At 43.9% G+C, this 21,236-nt stretch carries 18 protein-coding genes and 1 riboswitch; of the genes, 5 read left to right on the forward strand and 13 right to left on the reverse strand.

Annotated elements, in window-relative coordinates:
* Positions 1 to 152 precede the first annotated feature (152 nt).
* Positions 153 to 1,418 carry a methyltransferase gene (locus BAE46_RS04735; RefSeq protein ID WP_070111883.1) on the reverse strand — a complete coding sequence of 422 codons (1,266 nt, stop codon included), beginning with the start codon at positions 1,416 to 1,418 and terminating at the stop codon, positions 153 to 155.
* Between the two features lie 311 nt (positions 1,419 to 1,729).
* On the opposite strand from BAE46_RS04735, the gene BAE46_RS04740 reads away from it, so the two are divergent.
* Together BAE46_RS04740 and BAE46_RS04745 are read left to right on the forward strand one after the other, a co-directional pair.
* The gene (locus BAE46_RS04740; protein ID WP_083256797.1) at positions 1,730 to 2,371 is read left to right on the forward strand and encodes an alpha-ketoglutarate-dependent dioxygenase AlkB family protein; all 642 of its coding nucleotides are present in this window, start codon (positions 1,730 to 1,732) and stop codon (positions 2,369 to 2,371) included.
* A gap of 193 nt (positions 2,372 to 2,564) precedes the next feature.
* Positions 2,565 to 2,891, forward strand: coding sequence for a BolA family protein (locus BAE46_RS04745; protein WP_006007090.1), 327 nt, complete (start codon positions 2,565 to 2,567; stop codon positions 2,889 to 2,891).
* Between the two features lie 87 nt (positions 2,892 to 2,978).
* Here BAE46_RS04745 and BAE46_RS04750 read toward each other — a convergent pair whose 3' ends face one another.
* The 8 genes from BAE46_RS04750 to ccoG all read right to left on the reverse strand — a co-directional run bounded on the left by BAE46_RS04750 (position 2,979) and on the right by ccoG (position 13,178).
* Complete coding sequence (locus tag BAE46_RS04750; protein ID WP_070111884.1) at positions 2,979 to 3,830, reverse strand: universal stress protein; 852 nt, start codon at positions 3,828 to 3,830, stop codon at positions 2,979 to 2,981.
* Between the two features lie 53 nt (positions 3,831 to 3,883).
* Entirely contained in the window at positions 3,884 to 5,374 is a 1,491-nt protein-coding gene (locus BAE46_RS04755; RefSeq protein WP_006007086.1) for a SulP family inorganic anion transporter, read from the reverse strand.
* 417 nt (positions 5,375 to 5,791) lie between these two features.
* On the reverse strand, positions 5,792 to 6,418 hold the full coding sequence (locus BAE46_RS04760) for a thiol:disulfide interchange protein DsbA/DsbL (RefSeq protein ID WP_006007084.1): 627 nt from the start codon (positions 6,416 to 6,418) through the stop codon (positions 5,792 to 5,794).
* Between the two features lie 177 nt (positions 6,419 to 6,595).
* Positions 6,596 to 8,512 (reverse strand): TonB-dependent receptor plug domain-containing protein, encoded by a 1,917-nt coding sequence (locus tag BAE46_RS04765; RefSeq protein WP_070111885.1) that lies wholly within the window; start codon positions 8,510 to 8,512, stop codon positions 6,596 to 6,598.
* 128 nt (positions 8,513 to 8,640) lie between these two features.
* Positions 8,641 to 8,919, reverse strand: a riboswitch (cobalamin riboswitch).
* A gap of 50 nt (positions 8,920 to 8,969) precedes the next feature.
* A complete protein-coding gene (locus BAE46_RS04770; RefSeq protein ID WP_006007079.1) occupies positions 8,970 to 10,229 on the reverse strand; it encodes a DEAD/DEAH box helicase in 1,260 nt (419 codons plus the stop codon).
* A gap of 129 nt (positions 10,230 to 10,358) precedes the next feature.
* Positions 10,359 to 10,697, reverse strand: a complete 339-nt coding sequence (locus tag BAE46_RS04775; RefSeq protein ID WP_006007077.1) for a YajD family HNH nuclease — start codon at positions 10,695 to 10,697, stop codon at positions 10,359 to 10,361.
* 65 nt (positions 10,698 to 10,762) lie between these two features.
* A complete protein-coding gene (locus BAE46_RS04780) occupies positions 10,763 to 11,749 on the reverse strand; it encodes a serine/threonine protein kinase (protein ID WP_006007075.1) in 987 nt (328 codons plus the stop codon).
* Positions 11,742 to 13,178: a cytochrome c oxidase accessory protein CcoG gene (gene ccoG / locus BAE46_RS04785; RefSeq protein WP_040521072.1), complete on the reverse strand. Its 1,437-nt coding sequence runs from the start codon at positions 13,176 to 13,178 to the stop codon at positions 11,742 to 11,744. The genes BAE46_RS04780 and ccoG overlap by 8 nt, the downstream gene beginning before the upstream one ends.
* 544 nt (positions 13,179 to 13,722) lie before the next feature.
* On the opposite strand from ccoG, the gene BAE46_RS04795 reads away from it, so the two are divergent.
* Entirely contained in the window at positions 13,723 to 14,283 is a 561-nt protein-coding gene (locus BAE46_RS04795; RefSeq protein WP_006007071.1) for a DUF3016 domain-containing protein, read from the forward strand.
* 357 nt (positions 14,284 to 14,640) lie between these two features.
* Here the strand turns inward: BAE46_RS04795 and BAE46_RS04800 are convergent, their stop codons facing one another.
* Complete coding sequence (locus BAE46_RS04800) at positions 14,641 to 15,978, reverse strand: magnesium transporter (protein ID WP_070111886.1); 1,338 nt, start codon at positions 15,976 to 15,978, stop codon at positions 14,641 to 14,643.
* Positions 15,979 to 16,165: 187 nt separating this feature from the next.
* On the opposite strand from BAE46_RS04800, the gene BAE46_RS04805 reads away from it, so the two are divergent.
* Complete coding sequence (locus BAE46_RS04805) at positions 16,166 to 16,666, forward strand: GNAT family N-acetyltransferase (RefSeq protein ID WP_006007067.1); 501 nt, start codon at positions 16,166 to 16,168, stop codon at positions 16,664 to 16,666.
* Positions 16,667 to 16,736: 70 nt separating this feature from the next.
* Here BAE46_RS04805 and BAE46_RS04810 read toward each other — a convergent pair whose 3' ends face one another.
* The gene (locus BAE46_RS04810) at positions 16,737 to 17,201 is read right to left on the reverse strand and encodes an Lrp/AsnC family transcriptional regulator (protein WP_006007065.1); all 465 of its coding nucleotides are present in this window, start codon (positions 17,199 to 17,201) and stop codon (positions 16,737 to 16,739) included.
* Between the two features lie 133 nt (positions 17,202 to 17,334).
* Here BAE46_RS04810 and megL point away from each other — a divergent pair, with 133 nt between their 5' ends.
* Positions 17,335 to 18,633: a methionine gamma-lyase gene (gene megL / locus BAE46_RS04815; RefSeq protein WP_216094982.1), complete on the forward strand. Its 1,299-nt coding sequence runs from the start codon at positions 17,335 to 17,337 to the stop codon at positions 18,631 to 18,633.
* Between the two features lie 52 nt (positions 18,634 to 18,685).
* Here megL and BAE46_RS04820 read toward each other — a convergent pair whose 3' ends face one another.
* Complete coding sequence (locus BAE46_RS04820) at positions 18,686 to 20,443, reverse strand: acyl-CoA dehydrogenase C-terminal domain-containing protein (RefSeq protein ID WP_006007061.1); 1,758 nt, start codon at positions 20,441 to 20,443, stop codon at positions 18,686 to 18,688.
* 220 nt (positions 20,444 to 20,663) lie between these two features.
* On the reverse strand, positions 20,664 to 21,053 hold the full coding sequence (locus BAE46_RS04825) for a hypothetical protein (protein ID WP_141567293.1): 390 nt from the start codon (positions 21,051 to 21,053) through the stop codon (positions 20,664 to 20,666).
* Between the last annotated feature and the right edge of the window lie 183 nt (positions 21,054 to 21,236).

The following is a 21,236-nucleotide window of genomic DNA, read 5'->3' on the forward strand; positions in this document are numbered from 1 at the left end:
TGATAGTGCCTCACCAGCTGACACACTATTTTTAATACGAGGCTCAAAATAGACTATTGATACAGTAATTTCTTTTATCGGATTGAAGTATCAAGAGCGATCGACAACACTCAAGGGTACAATCAGATAATCACAGGCTGACTTTGTTCGTCTTATGCTCTTGCGCGTTGTTTAATAGCGCTAAGCACTACGAATTTAGCATCACTGGCAATAATCTCACAGGCGCCAAAAAGCTTTTTTAGTTTAGCACGGTGATCAAGATGGCGATTGCCCACAATTCTAAGTTCACCACCTACTTTTAGTGCCTTTTTTGCATCAGTGAACATCTGCCATGCAATGTCGTCAATGATCGTGTTTTGCTGATGAAAAGGAGGGTTGCATAAAATAAGATCAACGCCCTTAAGATTACCCGAGCTATCTTCACTGTGATTGATAAATTCATCTAAACAATGCCCGACTAAAAACTCTGCGCGTGCTTTTAGTCGTTCATCTACTGTACTATTGTTAAGACTTACTTTAGCTGATTCTATCGCCATAAACGATTCGTCTATGTAAATCATTTTGGGTGCATTAGCCGCATTTTGTAACAGTAAGCTAGTGCCCAAAATACCGTTGCCGCAGCCTAGATCAATTACTACTTGATTAGCTCTGGTAATACTAGGCAGCACTTTTAGCATATACCTTGCGCCAATATCTACCTGATCCCGGCAAAATACGTTAGGATAATTATGCAGCGTAAGGTCAATTTCTTTGTCTTGTACTTCGTGTATGCAGTGCGGGTTCAATGATAAAGTTTGAGCGACGTTGCCACCATTGTCGGTTTTTACAGCACATTCAGCAAATATTAAGCGTGCTTTTTTGCGCGCTAACGAGGTAGTGGTATTGCCCATGTGGGCGTTAAATATGTTCATCACCGAAGAAGTCACCAGCTTAACCATCGCGCCGCCTATCACTATTGGCGATTGGCCCGTATTGCTCGCAGTTCCGAGCGTTTGGCTAAGTGTAAAAAGTAAGTAGTCAAGATATGACAATGTGCGAGGCACTTTCAACAGCACTAGGTCAACACTTTTACCCGCCAGTTCGCTAAGCATTAGGCTACTGTGCATCGTCACGTTATTCTTATCCAAGTTACTGCCTTTTAAATTTTGCGCAATAGCACGCATAGACATGTACGAGTCGGTGTATACGCTAATATTAGCCTGTGGCGAGAGTTTTGCCATTGCACAAGTAAGGGCACCAAAGCTATCATTTACAATAACAATATGCGCCAGCTCGATAAGGTTTATCGTATCGGCGACATGATCGATAATATATTCGTCGGCCGCGTCCCATGCGCGCAAGGACTTGTCAAACGGGTTGCTTGGGAAACGTTTTAAAGAAAAGGTGTTGGCTTGAATATGGAGCTGAGTATTGTTCATAGTAGTTTCATAATAATGTTATTGCAGCATGTGGTGCGCTTTATCCTTAAATAGTAGCGCAGTGTTAGGCATGTTTACAGCAACTTATTGTGTACTTGAATATAAAATGCAGTCCGTATACCTAAGGTGTGTTTCAACTTGTGGCAGCAGAACTGAATACTGACGTCTTAACACTGGTGTTTATTCGTGTTTACTCGTCTTTGTTGGCTTACTCATGGTAATATAGTGGGAGTTTGACCATCTTTATACAGATTGGTATTGATACGAAATTTTTGAAATGAATATTAGATGAGCAACCAAAGCTAACAATAATGAACAAACAAAAAATCCCACTTATTAACGCATCTGACCCCTCGCAAGAAGAGGCGGTGTTCATCCTAGCGATGGAAAATGCGCATGTGGAGTATTACCCTAACTGGCTAAGTCATAAGCATGCTAAAAGCTTAATGGACTACTTCATTGCGCAGCTTCAGTGGCAGCAGCCTAGTATCACCCTTTATGGACAACAGCGACTTATTCCTCGGCTGCAAGCTTGGTACGGCGATCCTGACAGCCAATATGAATATTCCAGATTAGTTATGCAGCCACTGCCGTGGGACATACGATTGGCTAAATTAAAGCAGGCATGTGAGCAAAAATGTAGGGCACGCTTCAATTCAGTCCTGGCGAACTATTATCGCCATGGTAGAGACAGTATGGGCATGCATGCAGATAACGAGCCTGAACTTGGCGCGCAGCCAATTATTGCCTCGGTCAGTTTAGGGCAAACACGGCGTTTTACGTTTAAAAATATACACACCAAAGAAACCTACAAAATAGGTCTTGAACATGGCTCGTTGCTTGTTATGAAGGGCGACACGCAGCAGTATTGGCACCATGGAATGAATAAAAGTCGCACGCAAACCGGCCCAAGGCTTAACTTTACGTTTAGACACGTTACGCAAAAAAAATAATTGTTGGGTAAATCGTTGGCTGACGAATGTCGAGTCAAAAATCAGCTTTACTAAGGTATTTACCCACATAACCATAGCGCATTTATAGGGTCTATAGCGCTGTTTATATGCCGACATAGCAATAGAACAGAGCCGGTAATTATGGCTTTGAACATCGGCGCCGAACCATAATCCATTTTCAAAGGCTTTACTTGTGAATACAAAAACCACTATACAAACCGTTGTTACTGAAAAGCTCAACGCCAAATTTTTGCCGCGCTACCTTGAGGTGCTCAATGAAAGCCATATGCACAATGTGCCTGAAAATTCCGAAACTCACTTTAAAGTGACGGTGGTGAGTGATGCATTTGAGCAAAAAAGACTTATCCAACGCCACCGCATGGTAAATGCGCTGTTAAGTGAGGAGTTGGCAGGCTCTGTGCACGCTTTAGCTTTGCACACCTACACCGCAGATGACTGGGCGAAAAAGCAGGGCAGTGCGCCTACGTCACCAAATTGCCTAGGAGGCTCGGGAAAGTAAGCTAACAGTGACAATGGCTACGCCTGAGGAAGTCATAAAACAAGCCATTAGATCATTTGGTAATGTTTTACCTAAAGTAAATTGAATCTATCTTAAAACCACCATGGGTACTTTGCTGCGCTCTAGCATTTTTAGCGTGTTGCTGCCTAAAAAGAACTGACGAAGCTTAGAGTGCCCGAACGCTCCCATGACAATAAGATCAATTTTATGTTTTTGTTTGTAGTCCATTAAAGAATCAAAAATATCACCTTCAACGAAGGATGCTGTAAGGTCAAAGCCTTTTTCTTTCAGCTTTTGTTGGGCGGCTATAAATTTTTCCTCGACATTGGTTTCGTTATTTTTCACCGAAACGAGGTGACAGTGAAGGCCATGCAGTAAGCCGCCATCAATGACTCGCTGCAGCGCATTATCGGCGGTTTGTCTGCCGTCATAAGCAACCATAAATGAAGTGGGTTGGGTGAATGTCTCAGGAATAAGCACGACAGGATGTGAGGCCTTGCGCAGCAGTGTCTCAATATTAGATCCCAGTGCACTGTAGTTATCGCCATGTTCCATTCCACTGCGGCCAATCACTATCAGTCGGGTTTTATCTTCAATGTCGACTATTGCATCTGCAAGCTCACCGTGTCTTTGCATCGATTCAACTTTTTGTGTAACACAGTCCTGAGCTTGCTTTGAAACCCGCTCGAGTAACTCTTTACCCAATTTTAAAGCTAGCTTGCCGCGCTGTTCATCCAGCTCGGTCAATTCTTGTAAGAGCGCCGAACGCGCGCCTAAACCAATCGCCCCGCTATAATTATCGGCGCCGTGCTGCTGTTCTTTTTCAATTGTGTGTAAAAAAAGAATGGGCTTATCAAGCTTATTTGACGCCCAGATGGCTGCGTTGGTCACGGCTGTTGTCATTGCCGAACCGTCCACACACGTGATTATTTTTGTCATCCCTTTGTCCTGTATTTATCGTCGCTTTGTGATTTCTTAAACATCGGTTTCACTTAGTGCCCGCCAAACATCTTTTTGACTTCTTTGGGATCATTGTGTATGCCGAATTCATCTACTACGGTTGCCGTTGCTTCATTCATTCCTACGATGTTTACCGTGGCACCTTCGCGTCTAAATTTAATCACGACCTTATCTAAGGATGTAACGGCGGTGATATCCCAAAAATGCGCGTGTGTCAGATCTATAACCACGTTTTCTAAAGCTTCTTTGAAATCAAATGCGTTTATAAATTGTTCCGCTGACGCAAAAAACACCTGACCAATCACTTCATACGTGCGCTTATTTTCAGGCTCGCTATAGTGCGATTTTACCGCCATAATGCGGCTAATCTTGTTAGAGAAGAACAGCGTAGCTAATAGCACGCCAACTAATACACCAATGGCTAAGTTGTGCGTAGCCACAACCACAATAACGGTGGTTATCATTACAATATTTGATGACATAGGATGCTTGCGTAAATCCTTGATGGAAGACCAAGAGAAGGTGCCAATTGACACCATGATCATAACCGCTACCAGTGCGGCCATTGGGATTTGTTGAACCCAATCGTCTAAAAAGACTACCATGATAATGAGAACTGTACCCGCAACAAAAGCAGATAATCGCCCTCTACCGCCTGACTTCACGTTAATAATTGACTGCCCAATCATTGCACAGCCTGCCATTCCGCCAAATAGACCGGCGCCAATATTAGCAATACCTTGTCCTTTGCACTCCTTATTTTTATCGCTGCTTGTATCGGTAAGGTCATCTACTATGGTTGCCGTCATCATCGATTCAAGCAGGCCTACCACGGCCAAGCCAAGCGAGTATGGTAAAATAATCATTAGGGTGTTTAGATTAAGTGGAACATCGGGCCACAAGAATATGGGTAAGGTATCGGGCAAATCGCCCATGTCACCCACTGTTCTAATATCTAGCCCTAGAAACATTGCTGCTATCGTTAATGCGACAATGCACAACAAAGGAGAGGGAATCAATTTACCAATTTTGGGGACGTACGGAAACAGATAAATGATGCCTAAACCAATAGTGGTCATGGCATAAACATGCCATGTAACGTTAGTGAGTTCGGGTAATTGCGCCATAAAGATGAGAATGGCCAGTGCATTCACGAATCCGGTCACCACTGAGCGCGACACAAATCGCATTAAGCCGCCTAACTTTAAAAATCCGGCTAATATTTGAAACACACCTGTTAGGAGTGTTGCTGCAAGTAAGTATTCTAATCCATGGTCTTTTACCAGTGTGACCATAAGTAAGGCCATTGCGCCTGTAGCAGCTGAAATCATACCGGGACGGCCACCAACAAAAGCGATGATTACAGCGATACAGAATGAGGCATACAGACCCACTTTAGGATCGACACCCGCAATAATTGAGAAAGCAATCGCTTCTGGTATTAAGGCTAAAGCTACAACGATACCAGCAAGCACATCACCACGGATATTCGAAAGCCAGTCTTTTTTAATGTGTTCGAGCATGTAAGTTGCCTAATTTTGAAAATTTTTCTCAGAGTAGAGGAAAATTGATATTATAATTTTAAAATAAATGTGAAACGTAAATAATACGCTAACTATGGCATGAATCGAAACAGTGCACCTTACAGAGAGCTTTCAGGGATAAGGCGCTCTGAGGGTGGAGTGACTGTTAAAATTTGGTTCTTTAACCTTAAACCGGCAAGTATGATAACGCTTTTGTAATTTTGTTACAAATGGAGATACTTTCTAGCCTAAATAAGAACGCAAGCTTACTGGCTTGCGCAACGTTAATGTTAAGGTCGAAACCGCCACAAACCTTGTCGAACACGAAAATTTTGATTGAAAATAAATGTTCAGTTCTAAATGCATAAAAAAAGCGGGAGATCCCCGCCTTTTTTTATGTTTATTTACTATTAAACTTTACTTTTGCTTACTCAGCCACATGACTAAATTAATCATATCGTCTACGCTCATATCATTTCTAAACGTAGGTTTAAACTTTTCATTGATGATAAAAGTAGGCACGCCTGTTAGATGCTCACGAAATTCGTCTATGCTTTTGTTATTGCGATTTACTAGACTGTTGACGCTGAAACTAGCAGCTAGCTTGTCAAACTCTTCACCGTCGGCGCCGTTAACGACGAATATTTTGCGTAAGTCGTCCAGGCCTGTGATAGACGCGCGCTGAACGTGGATGTAGTTGAAAATTGCGCCAACATATTTCTGTTCCTCTTTCATAGCGCGTGCAATCATCATTGCTTTAGTGGCTTCACTTTGTATATCGCGACTGGTTAGGCCCATGAAATTCACATGTACTTTGGTAAATTGAACGTCTTGTGGAAGCTTCTCTTTGAACTGTGCCACTAGTGGTTCATACTGAAAACAAGCTGGACACCAAAATGAAAAATATTCTTTCATCATGGGTTTTTCTGAGGCTGTTTCGGCAATCACGTCAAAATGTGTGCCTTCTTTCCACAGTTCTACCTGAGCGTTGGCTTGAAAAGAGAGTACAAGGCCTAACACCAGAGAGCTTAAAATTCGTTTCATTGTATATTCCTATAATTGTTAGACTCGAAATTGACTGTAAAATATTTCACAAGTGCGTGTTATCTTAATTTTTGCCATACAATAGCATACAGCCCCTTTGGTGCAAGTATTCTCAATTTTCAAGATATTTAACAAGAAAGGGGTGCGGCCTTACTATCCCAGTAAGCTTAGATGATTTTATAAGCTATATCGAACGCTGAGAAGCACTGTGCTGCCGTCTGTGTTATAGCCAAAAACATCTTCATACTCTGCGTCGAGCGCATTCGAAAAACGCAGGCTCGCGCTCAAGTGCTCGCTGTAAGTATACTGATAGTTTGCACTTAACAACCAATAGCTGTCTAACGTGACTATTTGAGCAGCCCCGGCAGGCGGGAAAAAGTTATCAAACTTAGTGCCTGTGTAATCAGCCTGAAGGTACACTTGATGCTGCTGATCAATTGTATAAGTCGTGCTTAGTGAGCCGATGTGACGTGAGCGGCGAAGTTCAATGCTATTACCCTGCGACGCATCTAAATAGCTATATTGTGCTTGCCACGTTAGGGTCTTGAACTGTCCTTGTAAGCTAAGCTCAAGCCCATCGCGGCTGCTGTTTGCACTTGCGTTGTCTGCGGTAAACTCGCCTGTTGCGGGCACAAAAACAAAGCCGAGTATTTCGTTTTCAAGTTTGGCGCTAAACCAGTTAAGCTGGACACTCACACTGTTAAATGCACCTTCTATGCCTATTTCAGTGCTTTTTTGCTGTTCGGGTGTAAGGTTTGGGTTACCCAAAAATGAATTAGGGAAGAAACCAAATCGTTCTATGAAGGTAGGATTTGTAATCGCTTGGCCCTGCGATACAAATACGCGCCAGTCGTTGTTAACGGCATACGTGGCGCCTACTCGGTAGCTGTCGGCGTTATCAAATTCGACGTTGTTGTCATAGCGGTAGCTAGCGCTTAGGCTTAGGGCATTGGTAATGGCATAAATCCCATCTGTTACTAGCGACCACGTGTCGTTGCTTCGGTTTTGATTCAGGCCGCTGGTGAAGGCAGGGCCGCGTTGCTCAAAATCCTCATTGGTGCTTTCAAGCCCCATGTTCAGCCATCTATTAGGCGTAAATTCAAAACGGTTCGACCACAACACGCGCAGCTTTTCTCCTTGCGACATACGGTCAAAGGCGTTGTTGGTAAAGTTGTCGGTGTGTTGCTTTGAGTATTGAAGGGATAAAAGCTGCGAATAAATGCCGTTTCGCTGGCCATTGGTAAGTGGTGTAAAATGCCAGTTAAGGCCAAGCGAAATTTGATCACCCTGGGCCACTACATTGCCATCGCCAACCAAGCCTGTGGAAAAGTCATAGCCGTCTGCATCTGTTTCATAATTGAGAATGCGCGCACTTATGTCTATGCGACTGTCTTCACTAAACGTATAATTTATGCCGCCACTAAGGTCGGTATTTCGGTAGCCGTCGGCTTCAAACCCTGTGCGGCTGATATTTTCGCCGCCGGTTTTATAGGTAGAGGTATTCAATTTAAAGCCAAAGTCGCTTAACTGTTGGCCAAAGTGAGCACTAGCACTATAGGTGCTTTTATTGCCTGCAGACACATTGGTACTAACTTGCAGTTTATTACTACTTGCGCCTTTAGTGCTTATACTAATAATGCCGGCAATAGCGCTTGATCCCCAAATAGCGCTTTGTGGCCCTCTTAATATTTCTATGCGTGAAATATTAGCCAGCAGTAAGTGGGAAAAGTCTGTTAGACCGCCTTGACCAACATCGTTCACAGCAACACCGTCTACCAACACCATAACGTGGTTGCTTTCACTGCCTCTAAAACGTACTTCGCTTAAGCTACCTGCAGTGCCCGTTTTGCCAATGTTAACCCCCGCGACGGTGCGTAAAAGGTCGGTAATGCCAATGCCACCCGATGCTCTTATGCGCGCTTCATCAATAATGGTGACCGACCCGGCAATTTGGCCTACCGCAATAGGCGCATGCGTGCCTAACACACGGATCGTTTCGATTTTTTTATTTGAATTGGCTTGTGTTTGCGCTTGCGCACCCATAGATAGACTGATCAGCACAGCGGCTGCCAGCACAGTAGTTTGAATTTTCATAAAGTTCCTTGTAAGCGCTCCGCCCGAGCACAACATAAAAAGTAAAAGCATAAAGGCTATGCTTTTTAAGCGTCACTGATTTTAAAAACAGCTCACATGCCAAGCCTTATCCAACAAAAAGAAAAGCTTGCATGCTTTGAAGACAGGCCGGTATCCGGGCTCACAATATGTTTTACAATTCCTTCCCATAGCCCTGCAAAAATGCAGTTAACCACAGTGGACGACGCATCAGTGGAATAAATCACACCAGTGTAAATGTAAAGTTTGTCTATAAACGAAGTGTTTTAAGAAAATTGATTACCGTTGCGGGGGCAGCATAGGTTTTGCACCTATTTCCCGTTTAACAAAACGCTAAGCTGCTGAAAAAAATCAATATTAGGTTTCGCACCTGACTTAATTATATTATAGAGGGACTGTGTGAAAGTGCTAGTACTTAATGCCGCTTAGCGGATGCTATTTATTTTTTACGTTTTTTATTCGCAGTAGACTTGCGAAAGCGTCGCGGTGTGGTGTCTGCCTCAAAATTTCCATACTCAGGCTCATCTATAGCAGACTTTGTAGGTGTTTTTTTAGTAGGTGTTATATTAGTAGGTACAAACCCTATGACTATTTCTGGTGCAAAGGTATGCCCAACCACCGCTTCAATCGCGCGTAGTTGTTCAGTTTCGTCTTCGCTGAACAAGGTAATGGCGAGGCCGGTGGCGTTAGCACGACCGGTCCGGCCAATACGATGCACATAGTCTTGTGGCACAAAGGGAAGGTCGTGATTAATAACGCAGGGCAGATGGCTTATATCAATACCGCGCGAAGCAATATCGGTGGCAACAAGCACGCTAATGGTGCCGTTCTTAAACCCGTCTAAAGCTAAGGTGCGCGCGCGCTGGGTTCTGTTTGCATGGATCGAGTCGGCGTTAATACCAAGGCTCTCAAGCTTTGTCACTATTTCATCAGCGCCGCGTTTGGTGCGGCAAAAAACCAATGCCTGAGGCCACTTGTGTTGCACCAGAAGGTGGATCAGAAGATCTGTTTTACGCGCCTTGTCTACCGGGTGTAGCTGTTGCTTAATGTTGTCAAGACTGCGCGTTGCATCAGCCATTTCTAATACCACTGGATTAAATAACATGCTCTTAGCCAACATTTTAATCTCTTTAGAAAAGGTAGCTGAAAACATAAGGGTTTGACGCTTATTAGGCAGTAGTGCTTGAATGCGTAATATGTCATCAATGAAGCCTAAATCTAACATGCGATCGGCTTCGTCTAATACCAGTATTTCAAGATGCTCAAAGTTAAGTGCCTGCTTGTTGTGTAAATCGAGTAGGCGCCCGGGTGTAGCAACAAGTACGTCTGCGCCGTATTCTAAGGCGAAAATTTGCGGCTCAATTCTGACACCGCCAAATGCAGCGGTACTTCTAATATTCATGTTTGCGCTATAGTTTTCAACGCTCTGTGCAACTTGAGCTGCAAGCTCACGCGTGGGGGCAATGACTAAGGCCCTAACATGGCCGGGCTGCGCGCTTATACCAGTAGCAAGCAGCTGCAGCAGAGGTAAAGTAAAGCTAGCGGTTTTGCCTGTGCCTGTGTGCGCTAATGCCATCACGTCACGCCCGCTTAACACCGCAGGGATCGCATCAGTTTGTATAGGGCTAGGCGCAGTGTAACCTTGCTGCTCGATGGTTTTTAAAAGCGCATCACACAAACCTAAGGTGCTAAATGCCATAAAAGAAAATTCCTTAAGAAACGAATGTTGTGTATTTAACGCTGTGTAAGTAAGTAAGTATCGGTAAGGGGGGTTTAAAATATAAACGCGGGCCTTAAGTGGCGTACATTTAATTTGTGCATGCCAACACTACTTTTTTTTATTCAATAAAGCTTTTAAATCGGCAAACGGATTGTGTGTAGCCTCTTCAATTTTTTCTTCAGCGGTGGCGCCATACATCACGAATTCATGGTATTTGTTATGTTCATTGTCATGACAATATAAACAAAGCAGCTCCCAGTTACTGCCGTCTGACGGATTGTTGCTATGGTTGTGGTCGATGTGATGCACGGTGAGTTCGCGTAGTCTTGAGTAGACGAATTCGCGTGCACAGCGCCCACACACCCAAGGATACATTTTTAGGGCTTTGTCGCGATAGCCTTGTTCTTGTTTTTGATAGGCTTGTGCCCCACTGGTATGTTTGCTCATTGCTATGACGTATACATTGGTAAAGAATTAACTACGATAGTAAGGCATTTTGATACGAAGATATATTAAAATGAAGGCAAATGAATAGAAGGCTGCTGCAGCGCCGAGAACTGCTCTTTTAGCGAGAGTATCTGATTTTCCCAATACTTGTCTTCTCCAAACCAAGGAAAGGCGCGCGGAAAAGCCGGATCTTCCCAGCGTTTTGACAGCCAAGCCATGTAATGCACCATTCGCATGGCGCGTAGTGGCTCTATTAAGGCAAGTTCACTTGGGTTGAAGGGCGTAAATTTCTTATACGCGTTAATTAATGTCTCTAACTGTATTTGCTGTTGATTAATATCGCCTGCGAGCATCATCCACAAATCTTGAATAGCGGGGCCGGTGCGGCAGTCATCTAAATCGACGAATATTGGGCCATCGCGCCATAAAATATTGCTGGGATGGCAATCGCCGTGTAGGCGAATTTGAGTAATGTTGGCAACCGCAGCTGTGTATTTTGATTCAGCAAGGGTGCAAACCTGTTCCAAAATAGTGAAAAACGGCAGGTGAAGGTGAAAGGGCACAAGTTCACTGTGCTTGAGCGCGTGAGCCGGATCATGCAAGAACTCAGCGACACTTATTCCCAAGCGATGCGTAAACGACTTTTTGGCACTTTTCGCATGAATTTGCCCAATTAAACTGCCCATGCCTTCAAGCTGTTCTAAGTTGTCTACTTCAAACTCACGCCCACCCATTGACAAAAATAAGGCAAAACGATAGCCGCAAAAGGTATGTAAACTTTCCCCGTTAAACTTAAGGGGTGCAACAATGGGCAAACCAAGGGCGTGCAGCTCAAGTGAGAACTCATGCTCTTCAAGTATTTGTGCGGTAGACCAGCGATTAGGCCGGTAAAACTTAACCACCATGCGGCCGTGATCTTCAGTGACGAATTGATACACTCTGTTTTCGTAGCTATTAAGCGCCAGTAGCCCAGAGCTCACATATATATCTAGGCTTTCAATGGCATCTAAAATTAACGCCGGGGTAAGTCCCTCAAAGGTAAAGTCAGACACCGGTGAAAATAAATGTGCTGCGTTCTTTTACTTCCACTATGTCACCGTCAACCGACGTGGTCACTTTGAAGTAAATCCTTTGCGTGCCTTCTTCAAGGTTATTAGGGTTTACCGCCACACTAATAGGCAAGGTGTATACGCCGCCGCCTTTCACCGTAACGCTGCTGTTGCCAATAAATTTAGGCTGAGTTAAGCCAAGCACTTCCACGCTATATGTTTGCGCTAACTGACTTTTATTGAGGATTTTTAAAGTGTATACGTTCTCAATTAAGCCTTCGTTGGTTTCTCTGAAAAGTGAATTACGGTCGCGAATAATATCTACGTCAAGAGGTGCTCTTGACACAATATCATATACTAACAATGCGCTCATAAGTACTAGTACAACCGCGTAACCGATGAGTTTAGGACGCATTACTTTTGTTACGCCGCCGGCAAGCTGATGCTCGGAGGTAAACCTAATTAGGCCTTTTTCATAGCCCATTTTATCCATCACGCCGTTACAAGCATCTACACATGCACCGCAGTTAATACATTCGTACTGCAGACCGTTACGAATATCGATGCCGGTGGGACAAACCTGTACACATAAGTTGCAGTCTATGCAGTCGCCAAGGCCTTTTTTATGTACTTCATCGGGGCTTAACTTGAGCGAACGCGGACCGCGCTGTTCTCCTCTAGTTGCGTCATACGATACTGTGTAGGTGTCTTTGTCAAACATAGCAGACTGAAAGCGTGCGTATGGGCATATGTGAGTGCACATTATTTCGCGCATGTAGCCTGCGTTACCATAGGTGCACGCGGTAAAAAATATAACCCAGAAAGCTACCCAAAACGTGGTGTTAAAGGTGAAGAAATCGATGAAAAGCTCATTTATAGGCACGAAGTAGCCAACGAATGTTAGCGCGGTTAACAGCGCTACGCTCACCCAAGCGAAGTGTTTTAAGCCTTTTCGCGTTAGCTTGTCGGCGTCCATTTTACGTTCATCAAGCTTTATTCGCTTGTTACGTGTACCTTCAATCTTTTCTTCAAACCAAATGTAAATCCATGTCCAGGTGGTTTGCGGACACATAAACCCACACCAGACACGACCTGCAAAGGTGGTCACAAAAAATAATGCAAAGGCAGAGACAATAATGATATAGGCTAAAATGGTTAAATCTTGTGGCCAAAGGGTAAGGGTAAAGATATTAAAACGCTGCTCGGCTAAATCGAACAAAATTGCCTGTTGGCCTCGAAATTGGATCCATGGGGCAATGGCAAATATACCTAAGAACACAAAGCCAAAAACACGCCTAATTGTTTCTAACATGCCCTTCACTGAACGCACATAAATCCTACTTCGAGCTGAGTAGCTTGGTTTTGTTATCTCTACCGTTGGCTTCTCAATTTTCACTGGTGTGATATCTTTCACTCGAATTCTTTCAGACATGCTATACAGCCTATTTTACCCATACATTAACGCTTGCCTTTAGTATATCAAAAACTAGATTACAAAAGTCAACTGAGATCAAACTATTACTCCACCATTATTCAAATAATCATCCTGATTGTCATATTGCGCTCTGATTTTGCGAAAAATTTCTTTGGGGACGTCTCAGTTACCCTCGTTTCTTGGTATAACAAGGTAATAGAGGCGACTGCGTGCAGCAAAACTATGGCTTTACGTGACCGCTTCATGCGCAACAACATGGCCTCAATACCGCATCAGGTCGCCTACATATTGAGGCAACTGATTCAGTTGAATCTATCAAGCGGTTTTATTTATTATTTTATATATTATATTGCGTACAAAAAGATAAAAATCCGTATATCTTTGGCTCAAGCTTACATAAATTTGGTGCAGAAACTAAAAGCGCTGAACTTTTACCAGACTCGGATCTCTAAAGTAATGTCAACGTTTGCAACGATAGCGCTTGAAACCTTATTCTTTTGGTCTCAACGACATATTTTTACACCTTAACAAAGGATTACGTATGAACACTTACATTAGTCTTTGTGCTGCAGCTGCACTATCTTTAAGCCTGCCGTTATCGGCAAGTGCTAAAGAAAAAAGCGAAGACGTTTATATCAGCGACAATGAGCTGCAAAGAGTGTCGGTAACGTGGGTAGAGCCTAAGTCGTATACCGATGTAAGAGATGCGAATTCCTCACGTACAAAGTTTCGTCGGCATGTTTTTACTCAATTAGAAAAACACATTGACGAACTGGCAGAAGATTTACCAGCAGGGCAAACCTTAAACGTGACCGTAACCAATGTCGATTTAGCTGGACGAATCGAACCAGCATCTTTTGTGGGGTTTTCAAACTCCATGCAAGATATACGGGTAATGCGAAACATTGATATTCCGCGCATTGAATTTAGCTATGAACTAGTTGATGCAGACGGCACAGTAATTAAGAGTGAAGAGGTTAATTTAAAAGACATGAGCTATTTAAACGGAATTGGCATTTCGGGACGAAACAAACCCTTTGAGTATGAAAAGAGAATGCTAAGCGACTGGTTCGCTAAGAGTATTGTTGAAGACAAGGCTTAATCACAGTGTAAAAAATCACTAAAAAGCTCCTGCTGAAATTAAGTTCATTTCGGCAACGCCAGTGGTCTACAAAGTATTAAGCCCGATAATTGGAATAGGGAGCAAACGTGGCAGAGCAGCCGCTGTCTTGGTAGTTGTTCTGAAATAGCGTTTACTGATACACATCACTTGCATCCGGCCGATATTTCAGTTAACTCGATTCGCGGTAACAAAGACTTCGATTTGAGTAGCAAACAGAGTTTATCAGTATCAAGGCAACCTTAACCCGTATGCCGGGTGATGTGAATAACGACGGTATCGCAAACTTCACTGATTATCGCCTGATTGTAAGCGCTAGTTTTGCCTCTAATGGATACTTTATAGCAGAAATATACTGCCTAAACCCAAGAACGCAACAAAGCCAACAATATCGGTCACCGTGGTCAGTATGACAGAGCCAGACAACGCCGGGTCGATTTTCAAGCGCGACAAGATAAGTGGCAGAATTACCCCGGTGATAGCCGCGGCAATAATATTCAACAAAATAGCAATGCCTATCACCACGCCCAGCAAACTGCTGTCAAACCACAAGTAGGCGATAGCGCCGACCACAAAAGCCCAAATAAAGCCGTTTAATATGCCGACTTTAAGCTCTTTATCAAGCAAAGCCTTGCGGTTACTTTTGGTCACCTGCCCTAATGCTAACCCACGCACAATGAGGGTTAAGGTTTGACTTCCTGCAATGCCGCCCATGCTGGCCACAACCGGCATAAGGATTGCCAGTGCAACAACTTCTTGCAAGGTTGCTTCAAATAAACCAATAAACCATGAGGCTAAAAACGCCGTCATGAGGTTAATACCCAGCCAAATTGCGCGTTTTTTTGCACTCGTTGGCACCGACGAGAATAAATCCTCGTCTTCATCCATGCCCGCCGAGGACATGATTTGACGTTCATAGTTTTCATTAACCAGTTCACAGGCGGTCACAATGTCTACTCTGCCCAACAGTTTGTTGCCGTCGTCAACCACAGGGAGTGATATATATCCGCTAGTTTGCACTTCACGGGCTGCTTGTACCGCGTCTTGGTCGGCTTTTACGACACTAATATAGTCTTCAGATAAATCCACTAATGGCAGGTGGTCGGGTTCACCAAACAATGAGCTTAATTTTACTGCGGCAGAGAACTGACCGGCGCGGTTTAGTAAAAATATGCACTCGGTGGTGTCGGGTAGCTCTCGCCTTAACAGGCGCAGTCCATCGCGCACTTTGGCATTAGTTGGCAGCACCAAAAGTTCATGGTTAAGCCAATGTCCTATTTGTTCATCTTTATACTGGCTAGCGTCTTGGAAAAACTGCCGCTGCTGCTTGCCCATGGCGGCTAAGGCAATTTCTAGCAAATCACTGGGTAGCGTATCAGATATTTCAAGCAGTTGCTCGGCGTCTACATTTTGAAATATAATCTCCCATTCTTCTTTGGGCGTTGATTCTATTACGGTGGTGCGAGGATCGCCGCGCATTTCGACTAAAACATCTAGTTTTTTGGCATTAGGTACTTGCTGCCAGCTTATTAAGCGAGGTTCTAATGGCACCGATTCAAGCAATAATGCCAAACTTTCCGGATCGGATGCGGCGATAGTATTAGCGATGCTTGTGTCTTGTAAAAGATCGTCACATGCGACGACCTCTTCAATCAAATTAGGAAGTTGATCCGCCATAGTTACTCAGTGAATAGTTGGGTTCTTGGTTAGTAGCTGATTGCTTATAATTGCTTATATTAGTGTGTTTAGGCTAAATGTAATAGTCTTTGCATAAAATAATCTTAAGCAGATTTGTTACCATAAGTTGATGGTGCCTTCCAATTCAGGTACTTTTAACTACTAAAAAACCTAAAAATGATAACTAATGACCAAGATGAACAATACCCTCACCTTTGTAAAAGTGGATTATAGTAAGCAAATACATATGGCGCATCTGCTTACTTTGCTGCAGCTGTATGCAAAAGATCCTATGGGCGGCGGCGAGGCTATAAGTGAGCATGTCATGCAATCACTGCCGCATGCTTTGGCCACAAGATCCTATATGCATTCTTTTTTAGTGTTTAAAGATGAGCAGCCTGTTGCTTTTGCAAATTGTATAGAAAGTTTCTCTACGTTTGCAGGCAAAGGGGTCATGAATATTCACGATTTTGCAGTCAACAGTGATCAGCGAGGACAAGATGTGAGCCAGTTTTTACTCAAAGGTATCCAAGAGGTAGCGTTGCTATTAGGCTGTAGTAAATTGACTCTCGAAGTGCTGCAAGGAAATAAATCGGCTATTCGTGCCTATGAAAAATCAGGATTTAGCGCTTACCAACTTAACCCTGAATTGGGTAATGCTATGTTTTGGCAAAAATATATCACCTGAATTTGATATAGCTCAAAGTGCGCTTTTTGATACTAAAGCGCTACTGCTTCCATAAGTGCAGCAGACGCATTTATACAATGTGGTGATCAGGCAGTAAAGTGGTTTTTTTCACCACGCCATAGGCGAAGCTGGTGTCGATAGAAGCTATACAGCCAATTGAATGCAGGCTATGGCGCACAAAATGTTCATAGTCGTGCAAATCTTTAACCACCACTTTAAGCAAGTAGTCGGCCCGGCCAGTCATAACAAAGCACTCAAGTACATTTTTCTGCTCTTTAATTTGCGCTTCAAAATGGGCCACCACTTCTTGTGTGTGCTTTTCTAACTGCACGCGCACAAATACGGTTACAGGTAAACCAAAGGCTTCGTTGTCTATCTCTAGTGTATATGCTCTTATAATACCTTGCTGTTCTAGCGCTCTCACTCGCCTTAAACAAGGGGAAGGCGACAGATTGACGGTGTCGGCAAGTTCTTGATTGGTCATGCGAGCATTTTTTTGCAAGGCTCGAATGATGTTGCGATCTGTTTTATCCATAAGTTGCGTGATTTTTATTAATTTAATGAATATATGCCAATAAAGATAGCACTTACGACACTATTCGCAAGAAAATTGCGCACGAGTTAGCATATTATGTGTAGGTTAATAAGTCGTTAAAAGTGAATAAAAAATGAAAAGTCTATTACATCATCCAACAACAGATAATCAAAGTAAACATCGTGGCGATCTGCCAAGCAAGCATCAACAACGACAGAACTTAGGGTTCGCAACGCAAGCTATTCACCATGGCTATTGCGCCCGACAACATCAGGGGGCCCTGAATCCGCCTGTACATTTTAGCTCAACGTTTACCTTCGAAAATGCACAGCACGGCGCAGACTTGTTTTCAGGTGAGCAGAAAGGGCATTTTTACTCACGAGTATCAAACCCTACCTTAACGGTATTAGAAGAACGTATAGCTTGCTTGGAAAAGGCAGAAGCAGGCCTAGCTGTGGCCTCTGGCATAAGCGCAATTACCTCAACTTTATGGACCTTGCTGGCAGCGGGCAATGAAATTATTGTGGATAAGACTTTATATGGCTGCACTTACGCTTTTTTACATAAAGGGTTAGCCAAGTTTGGGGTAAGTATCACCCATATTGATTTAACTGATATCGCGCTTTTACGCGCCGCTATTACGCCGAACACCAAAGTGATTTATTATGAAACGCCTGCTAATCCGAACATGCGCTTAATAGACATTGAGGCGGTGTCGGCGCTGTCCAAAATGCATAATATTATATCGGTGGTTGATAATACCTATGCTAGCCCGCTCATTACTCGGCCTATTGAGCTGGGCGCTGACATTGTGGTGCACTCAGCAACCAAATATTTAGGCGGTCATGGCGATTTAATTGCCGGCGTACTAGTAGGTCGCAAAGCCATGGTTGACCAAATTCGCTTAGAAGGGGTAAAGGATATGACCGGTGCTTGCATGTCTCCTTTTACGGCCATGCTGGTGCTAAGAGGATTAAAGACGCTTGAACTAAGAATGCAGCAGCATTCGCGCTCGGCCCTCATCGTGGCTCAATTTTTAGATAAATGCCCGCAGGTTTCAGTAGTGTACTATCCTGGCTTACCTAATTTTGAGCAACATGCTTTAGCGCTTAAGCAAATGAAGATGTTTGGGGGAATGATTGCGTTTGAATTAAAAGGCGGGATGGCCGCCGGTAAGCAGTTGATGAACGAATTGAAAATGATTCAGTGTGCAGTATCCTTAGGCGATGCTGAAAGCTTGATTCAGCACCCGGCAAGCATGACCCACAGCGCATATAATGATAAAGAGCGCTTGGTGCATGGCATAAGTGATAATTTAGTTAGGTTGTCGGTGGGCTTAGAGTCGGTTGATGACATTGTGGATGATTTGGCGCAGGGCTTAGCGGCTCTATTGCACCCAATCTCTGACGCAGCATCAGCGCCCTTAGCGTAAATAGTGTGTATAAGTGCTAAACTATAAAGCACTGAATATGGATTAAGTAAGCCTAATAATCAAACGCTTCATCTGAGAGCGACATTAAATCAGACGCTGAACTTAACAGAACTGATCGATGCGCTTCTTTACGCGGCAAAATACGTTTTATGTAAAATTCGCAGGTAGCAGGTTTGCCTGCTTTAATTTTAGGGTTTGCAGATTTTTTAGCGGCGTCGGCCATTTGTAGCCACAGTATGCCCAATAGTACGTAGCCACTGTAATGCAAATAATCAGTAGCTGCGCCAGCCGCGTCTAAGGCATCAACATGAATTAATTTGGCCGATATTTGATGCCATTCATGCAGTAACATTTGCGCCTGCTCTAGCTGTTTTTTATTCGACATACTGTTGATACTAGCTGACAGCATTTCTACCGTTGCGTTCAACATTAAGCCGCCGTCGCGGCTTAATTTACGGCCAATAAGGTCGGCTGCTTGAATGCCGTTAGTGCCTTCATATAGCTGTGCAATTCGGGTGTCGCGAGCTAATTGCTCCATGCCCCATTCGCGCACATAGCCATGGCCGCCATATACCTGAATACCAATATTGGTCACCTCAGTCGCAATATCGGTCATGAAACCTTTACAAATAGGGGTTAAAAACGCCAAAATTTGCTGAGCTTGAGCCTTGCGGTAGTCTTTACAATATTTTTCAATGTCCATTTGCTGTGCATACAGCAAGGATAGCGCACGCAAGCCTTCGGTGAAGGCTTTTTGCGTTAGCAGCATCCTTCTTACATCAGGCTGGTGCATAATTGAGTCGGCTTTTGCATCGGGCTGCTGTGGGCCTTTAGGGCTTCTTGACTGTAGGCGGTCTTTGGCGTAGCTAAGCGCTCCTTGAAAAGACGCCTCGCAGGTGCCTAAGCCCTGCATGCCTACTTGAAAGCGCGCGTCATTCATCATAGTAAACATACAGGCAAGGCCTTTGTTTTCTTCGCCCACTAGCCAGCCTTTAGCGCCATCAAAATTCATTACGCAGGTTGGACTCGCTTTAATGCCCATTTTCTTTTCAATACTGCCTACACCTAGCTTGTTTTTTTCAGCGGCTTCGTTTTGCTCGTTTAGCAAAAACTTAGGCACTAAAAACAAGCTAATGCCCTTAACACCTTCTGGAGCCTTGGGCAGTCTGGCCAGCACTAAGTGAACAATGTTGCTGGTCCAGTCGTGATCGCCGCCCGTGATAAAAATTTTGTTTCCTGTGATTGCATAGGTGCCATCATCTTGCGGCTCAGCTTTGGTGGTAAGCAGCGATAAATCACTGCCGGCTTGTGGCTCCGTGAGGTTCATGGTGCCTGTCCATTCGCCGCTAATAAGCTTGGCTAGATACTGCTGCCTAAGTGCTTCGCTAGCGTGTTTGTCAACCGCTAACACCGCACTTTCAGTGAGCATAGTCGTGAGTCGCCAGCTTAAATTAGCTGAGTTGAGCATTTCATGAATAGGCACTGCGGCGGTATAGGGTAAATCTTGGCCATCGAAGTCTGGGTTGCCTAGCATTGCATTCCAGCCATTGCCTACGTATTCTTGGTAGGCTGCTGCAAAGCCAGGCGGCGTGCTTACTGCGCCATTTTCAAGTTTGCAGCCAATTTCATCACCTTCTCGGTTGAGCGGAGCAATAACTTGCTCTGCAAATTTAGCACCTTGTGTCATTACTTCGCTAACCAGCTCAGCGTCCATACCTTGTGCGCCTATGGCTAAGTAGTGGCTGTCTAAGTTTAACCACTCTTTTAATAAAAACTGAAAATCGGCCATAGGGGCTTGATATTGATGCATGTTAGTTTCCTATTCGTCATAATTACAGGGCAGGTGCTATATGTAGGTCATGAATACAGTCATTCAATCCAAAGTCTTTGCCAAGCACCTTGTGATTTCACTTAACCTTGAGTAGTGAATTCTGAGATTAGTTTACCTGATTGAGCCTCGTCAGACCAGTAGCATTGATTAATTGTCTAAGTACTTATTAGCAATAGTATAATAATGTGTACCGTATTCTTCACCTATTGTCGGCTTGGACGCCACGCAAAATGAAGGCGTCGCGAACGATAGTGAACTGGCGTTTGCGCGCCCAGTGATGTGCATCAATCTCAAATGGATCAACAAACGCAATCTTGTCAACGCTAGGGCTGCTCCAAGGCGGTGCATCAAATGGGGCTTCAGTGCCGTCAAAACCAGCGCTTACAGTGCAGCCAAATAGCCAAGTTCCGTCCGCTTGTGCACCCACAACGCTTTGAACCTCAACATTAAGGCCGGTTTGCTGCCACATCCCTTGATGCGCTAAACACTGTGAGGAGGTGAAGCGCGCTTCGTTATTTGATGATAGCTGCGCAATTGGCAGGTCGTATAAGCGCGATGTTAATTGCGTTACTAAGAGTTTATTGTTCATTTTGATTACGCAAGCGCCTGGGCCTTGATGGGTGGATACAAAATTTGCGTTGACCCGGCAGCTCGGCTGCGCAAACTCCTGCTGACGACAAGACAGCACAAATAATGCAAGCACTAATATAATTGTTAATTTACATCCATTTATCATCGCTTACGTACTATACTAAAGGATTAGAGTTGGTAC

It is taken from the genome of Glaciecola punicea (genome assembly GCF_001756615.1).
In the GTDB taxonomy this organism is placed as follows: domain Bacteria; phylum Pseudomonadota; class Gammaproteobacteria; order Enterobacterales; family Alteromonadaceae; genus Glaciecola; species Glaciecola punicea.

Excerpts from the sequence above, each read along its gene's own strand:
- BAE46_RS04735 (WP_070111883.1), bottom strand. The coding sequence starts at position 1,418 with ATGAACAATACTCAGCTCCATATTCAAGCCAACACCTTTTCTTTAAAA.
- BAE46_RS04740 (WP_083256797.1), top strand. The coding sequence starts at position 1,730 with ATGAACAAACAAAAAATCCCACTTATTAACGCATCTGACCCCTCGCAA.
- BAE46_RS04750 (WP_070111884.1), bottom strand. The coding sequence starts at position 3,830 with ATGACAAAAATAATCACGTGTGTGGACGGTTCGGCAATGACAACAGCC.
- BAE46_RS04755 (WP_006007086.1), bottom strand. The coding sequence starts at position 5,374 with ATGCTCGAACACATTAAAAAAGACTGGCTTTCGAATATCCGTGGTGAT.
- BAE46_RS04760 (WP_006007084.1), bottom strand. The coding sequence starts at position 6,418 with ATGAAACGAATTTTAAGCTCTCTGGTGTTAGGCCTTGTACTCTCTTTT.
- BAE46_RS04765 (WP_070111885.1), bottom strand. The coding sequence starts at position 8,512 with ATGAAAATTCAAACTACTGTGCTGGCAGCCGCTGTGCTGATCAGTCTA.
- BAE46_RS04770 (WP_006007079.1), bottom strand. The coding sequence starts at position 10,229 with ATGGCATTTAGCACCTTAGGTTTGTGTGATGCGCTTTTAAAAACCATC.
- BAE46_RS04775 (WP_006007077.1), bottom strand. The coding sequence starts at position 10,697 with ATGAGCAAACATACCAGTGGGGCACAAGCCTATCAAAAACAAGAACAA.
- ccoG (WP_040521072.1), bottom strand. The coding sequence starts at position 13,178 with ATGTCTGAAAGAATTCGAGTGAAAGATATCACACCAGTGAAAATTGAG.
- BAE46_RS04795 (WP_006007071.1), top strand. The coding sequence starts at position 13,723 with ATGAACACTTACATTAGTCTTTGTGCTGCAGCTGCACTATCTTTAAGC.
- BAE46_RS04800 (WP_070111886.1), bottom strand. The coding sequence starts at position 15,978 with ATGGCGGATCAACTTCCTAATTTGATTGAAGAGGTCGTCGCATGTGAC.
- BAE46_RS04805 (WP_006007067.1), top strand. The coding sequence starts at position 16,166 with ATGACCAAGATGAACAATACCCTCACCTTTGTAAAAGTGGATTATAGT.
- BAE46_RS04810 (WP_006007065.1), bottom strand. The coding sequence starts at position 17,201 with ATGGATAAAACAGATCGCAACATCATTCGAGCCTTGCAAAAAAATGCT.
- megL (WP_216094982.1), top strand. The coding sequence starts at position 17,335 with ATGAAAAGTCTATTACATCATCCAACAACAGATAATCAAAGTAAACAT.
- BAE46_RS04820 (WP_006007061.1), bottom strand. The coding sequence starts at position 20,443 with ATGCATCAATATCAAGCCCCTATGGCCGATTTTCAGTTTTTATTAAAA.
- BAE46_RS04825 (WP_141567293.1), bottom strand. The coding sequence starts at position 21,053 with ATGAACAATAAACTCTTAGTAACGCAATTAACATCGCGCTTATACGAC.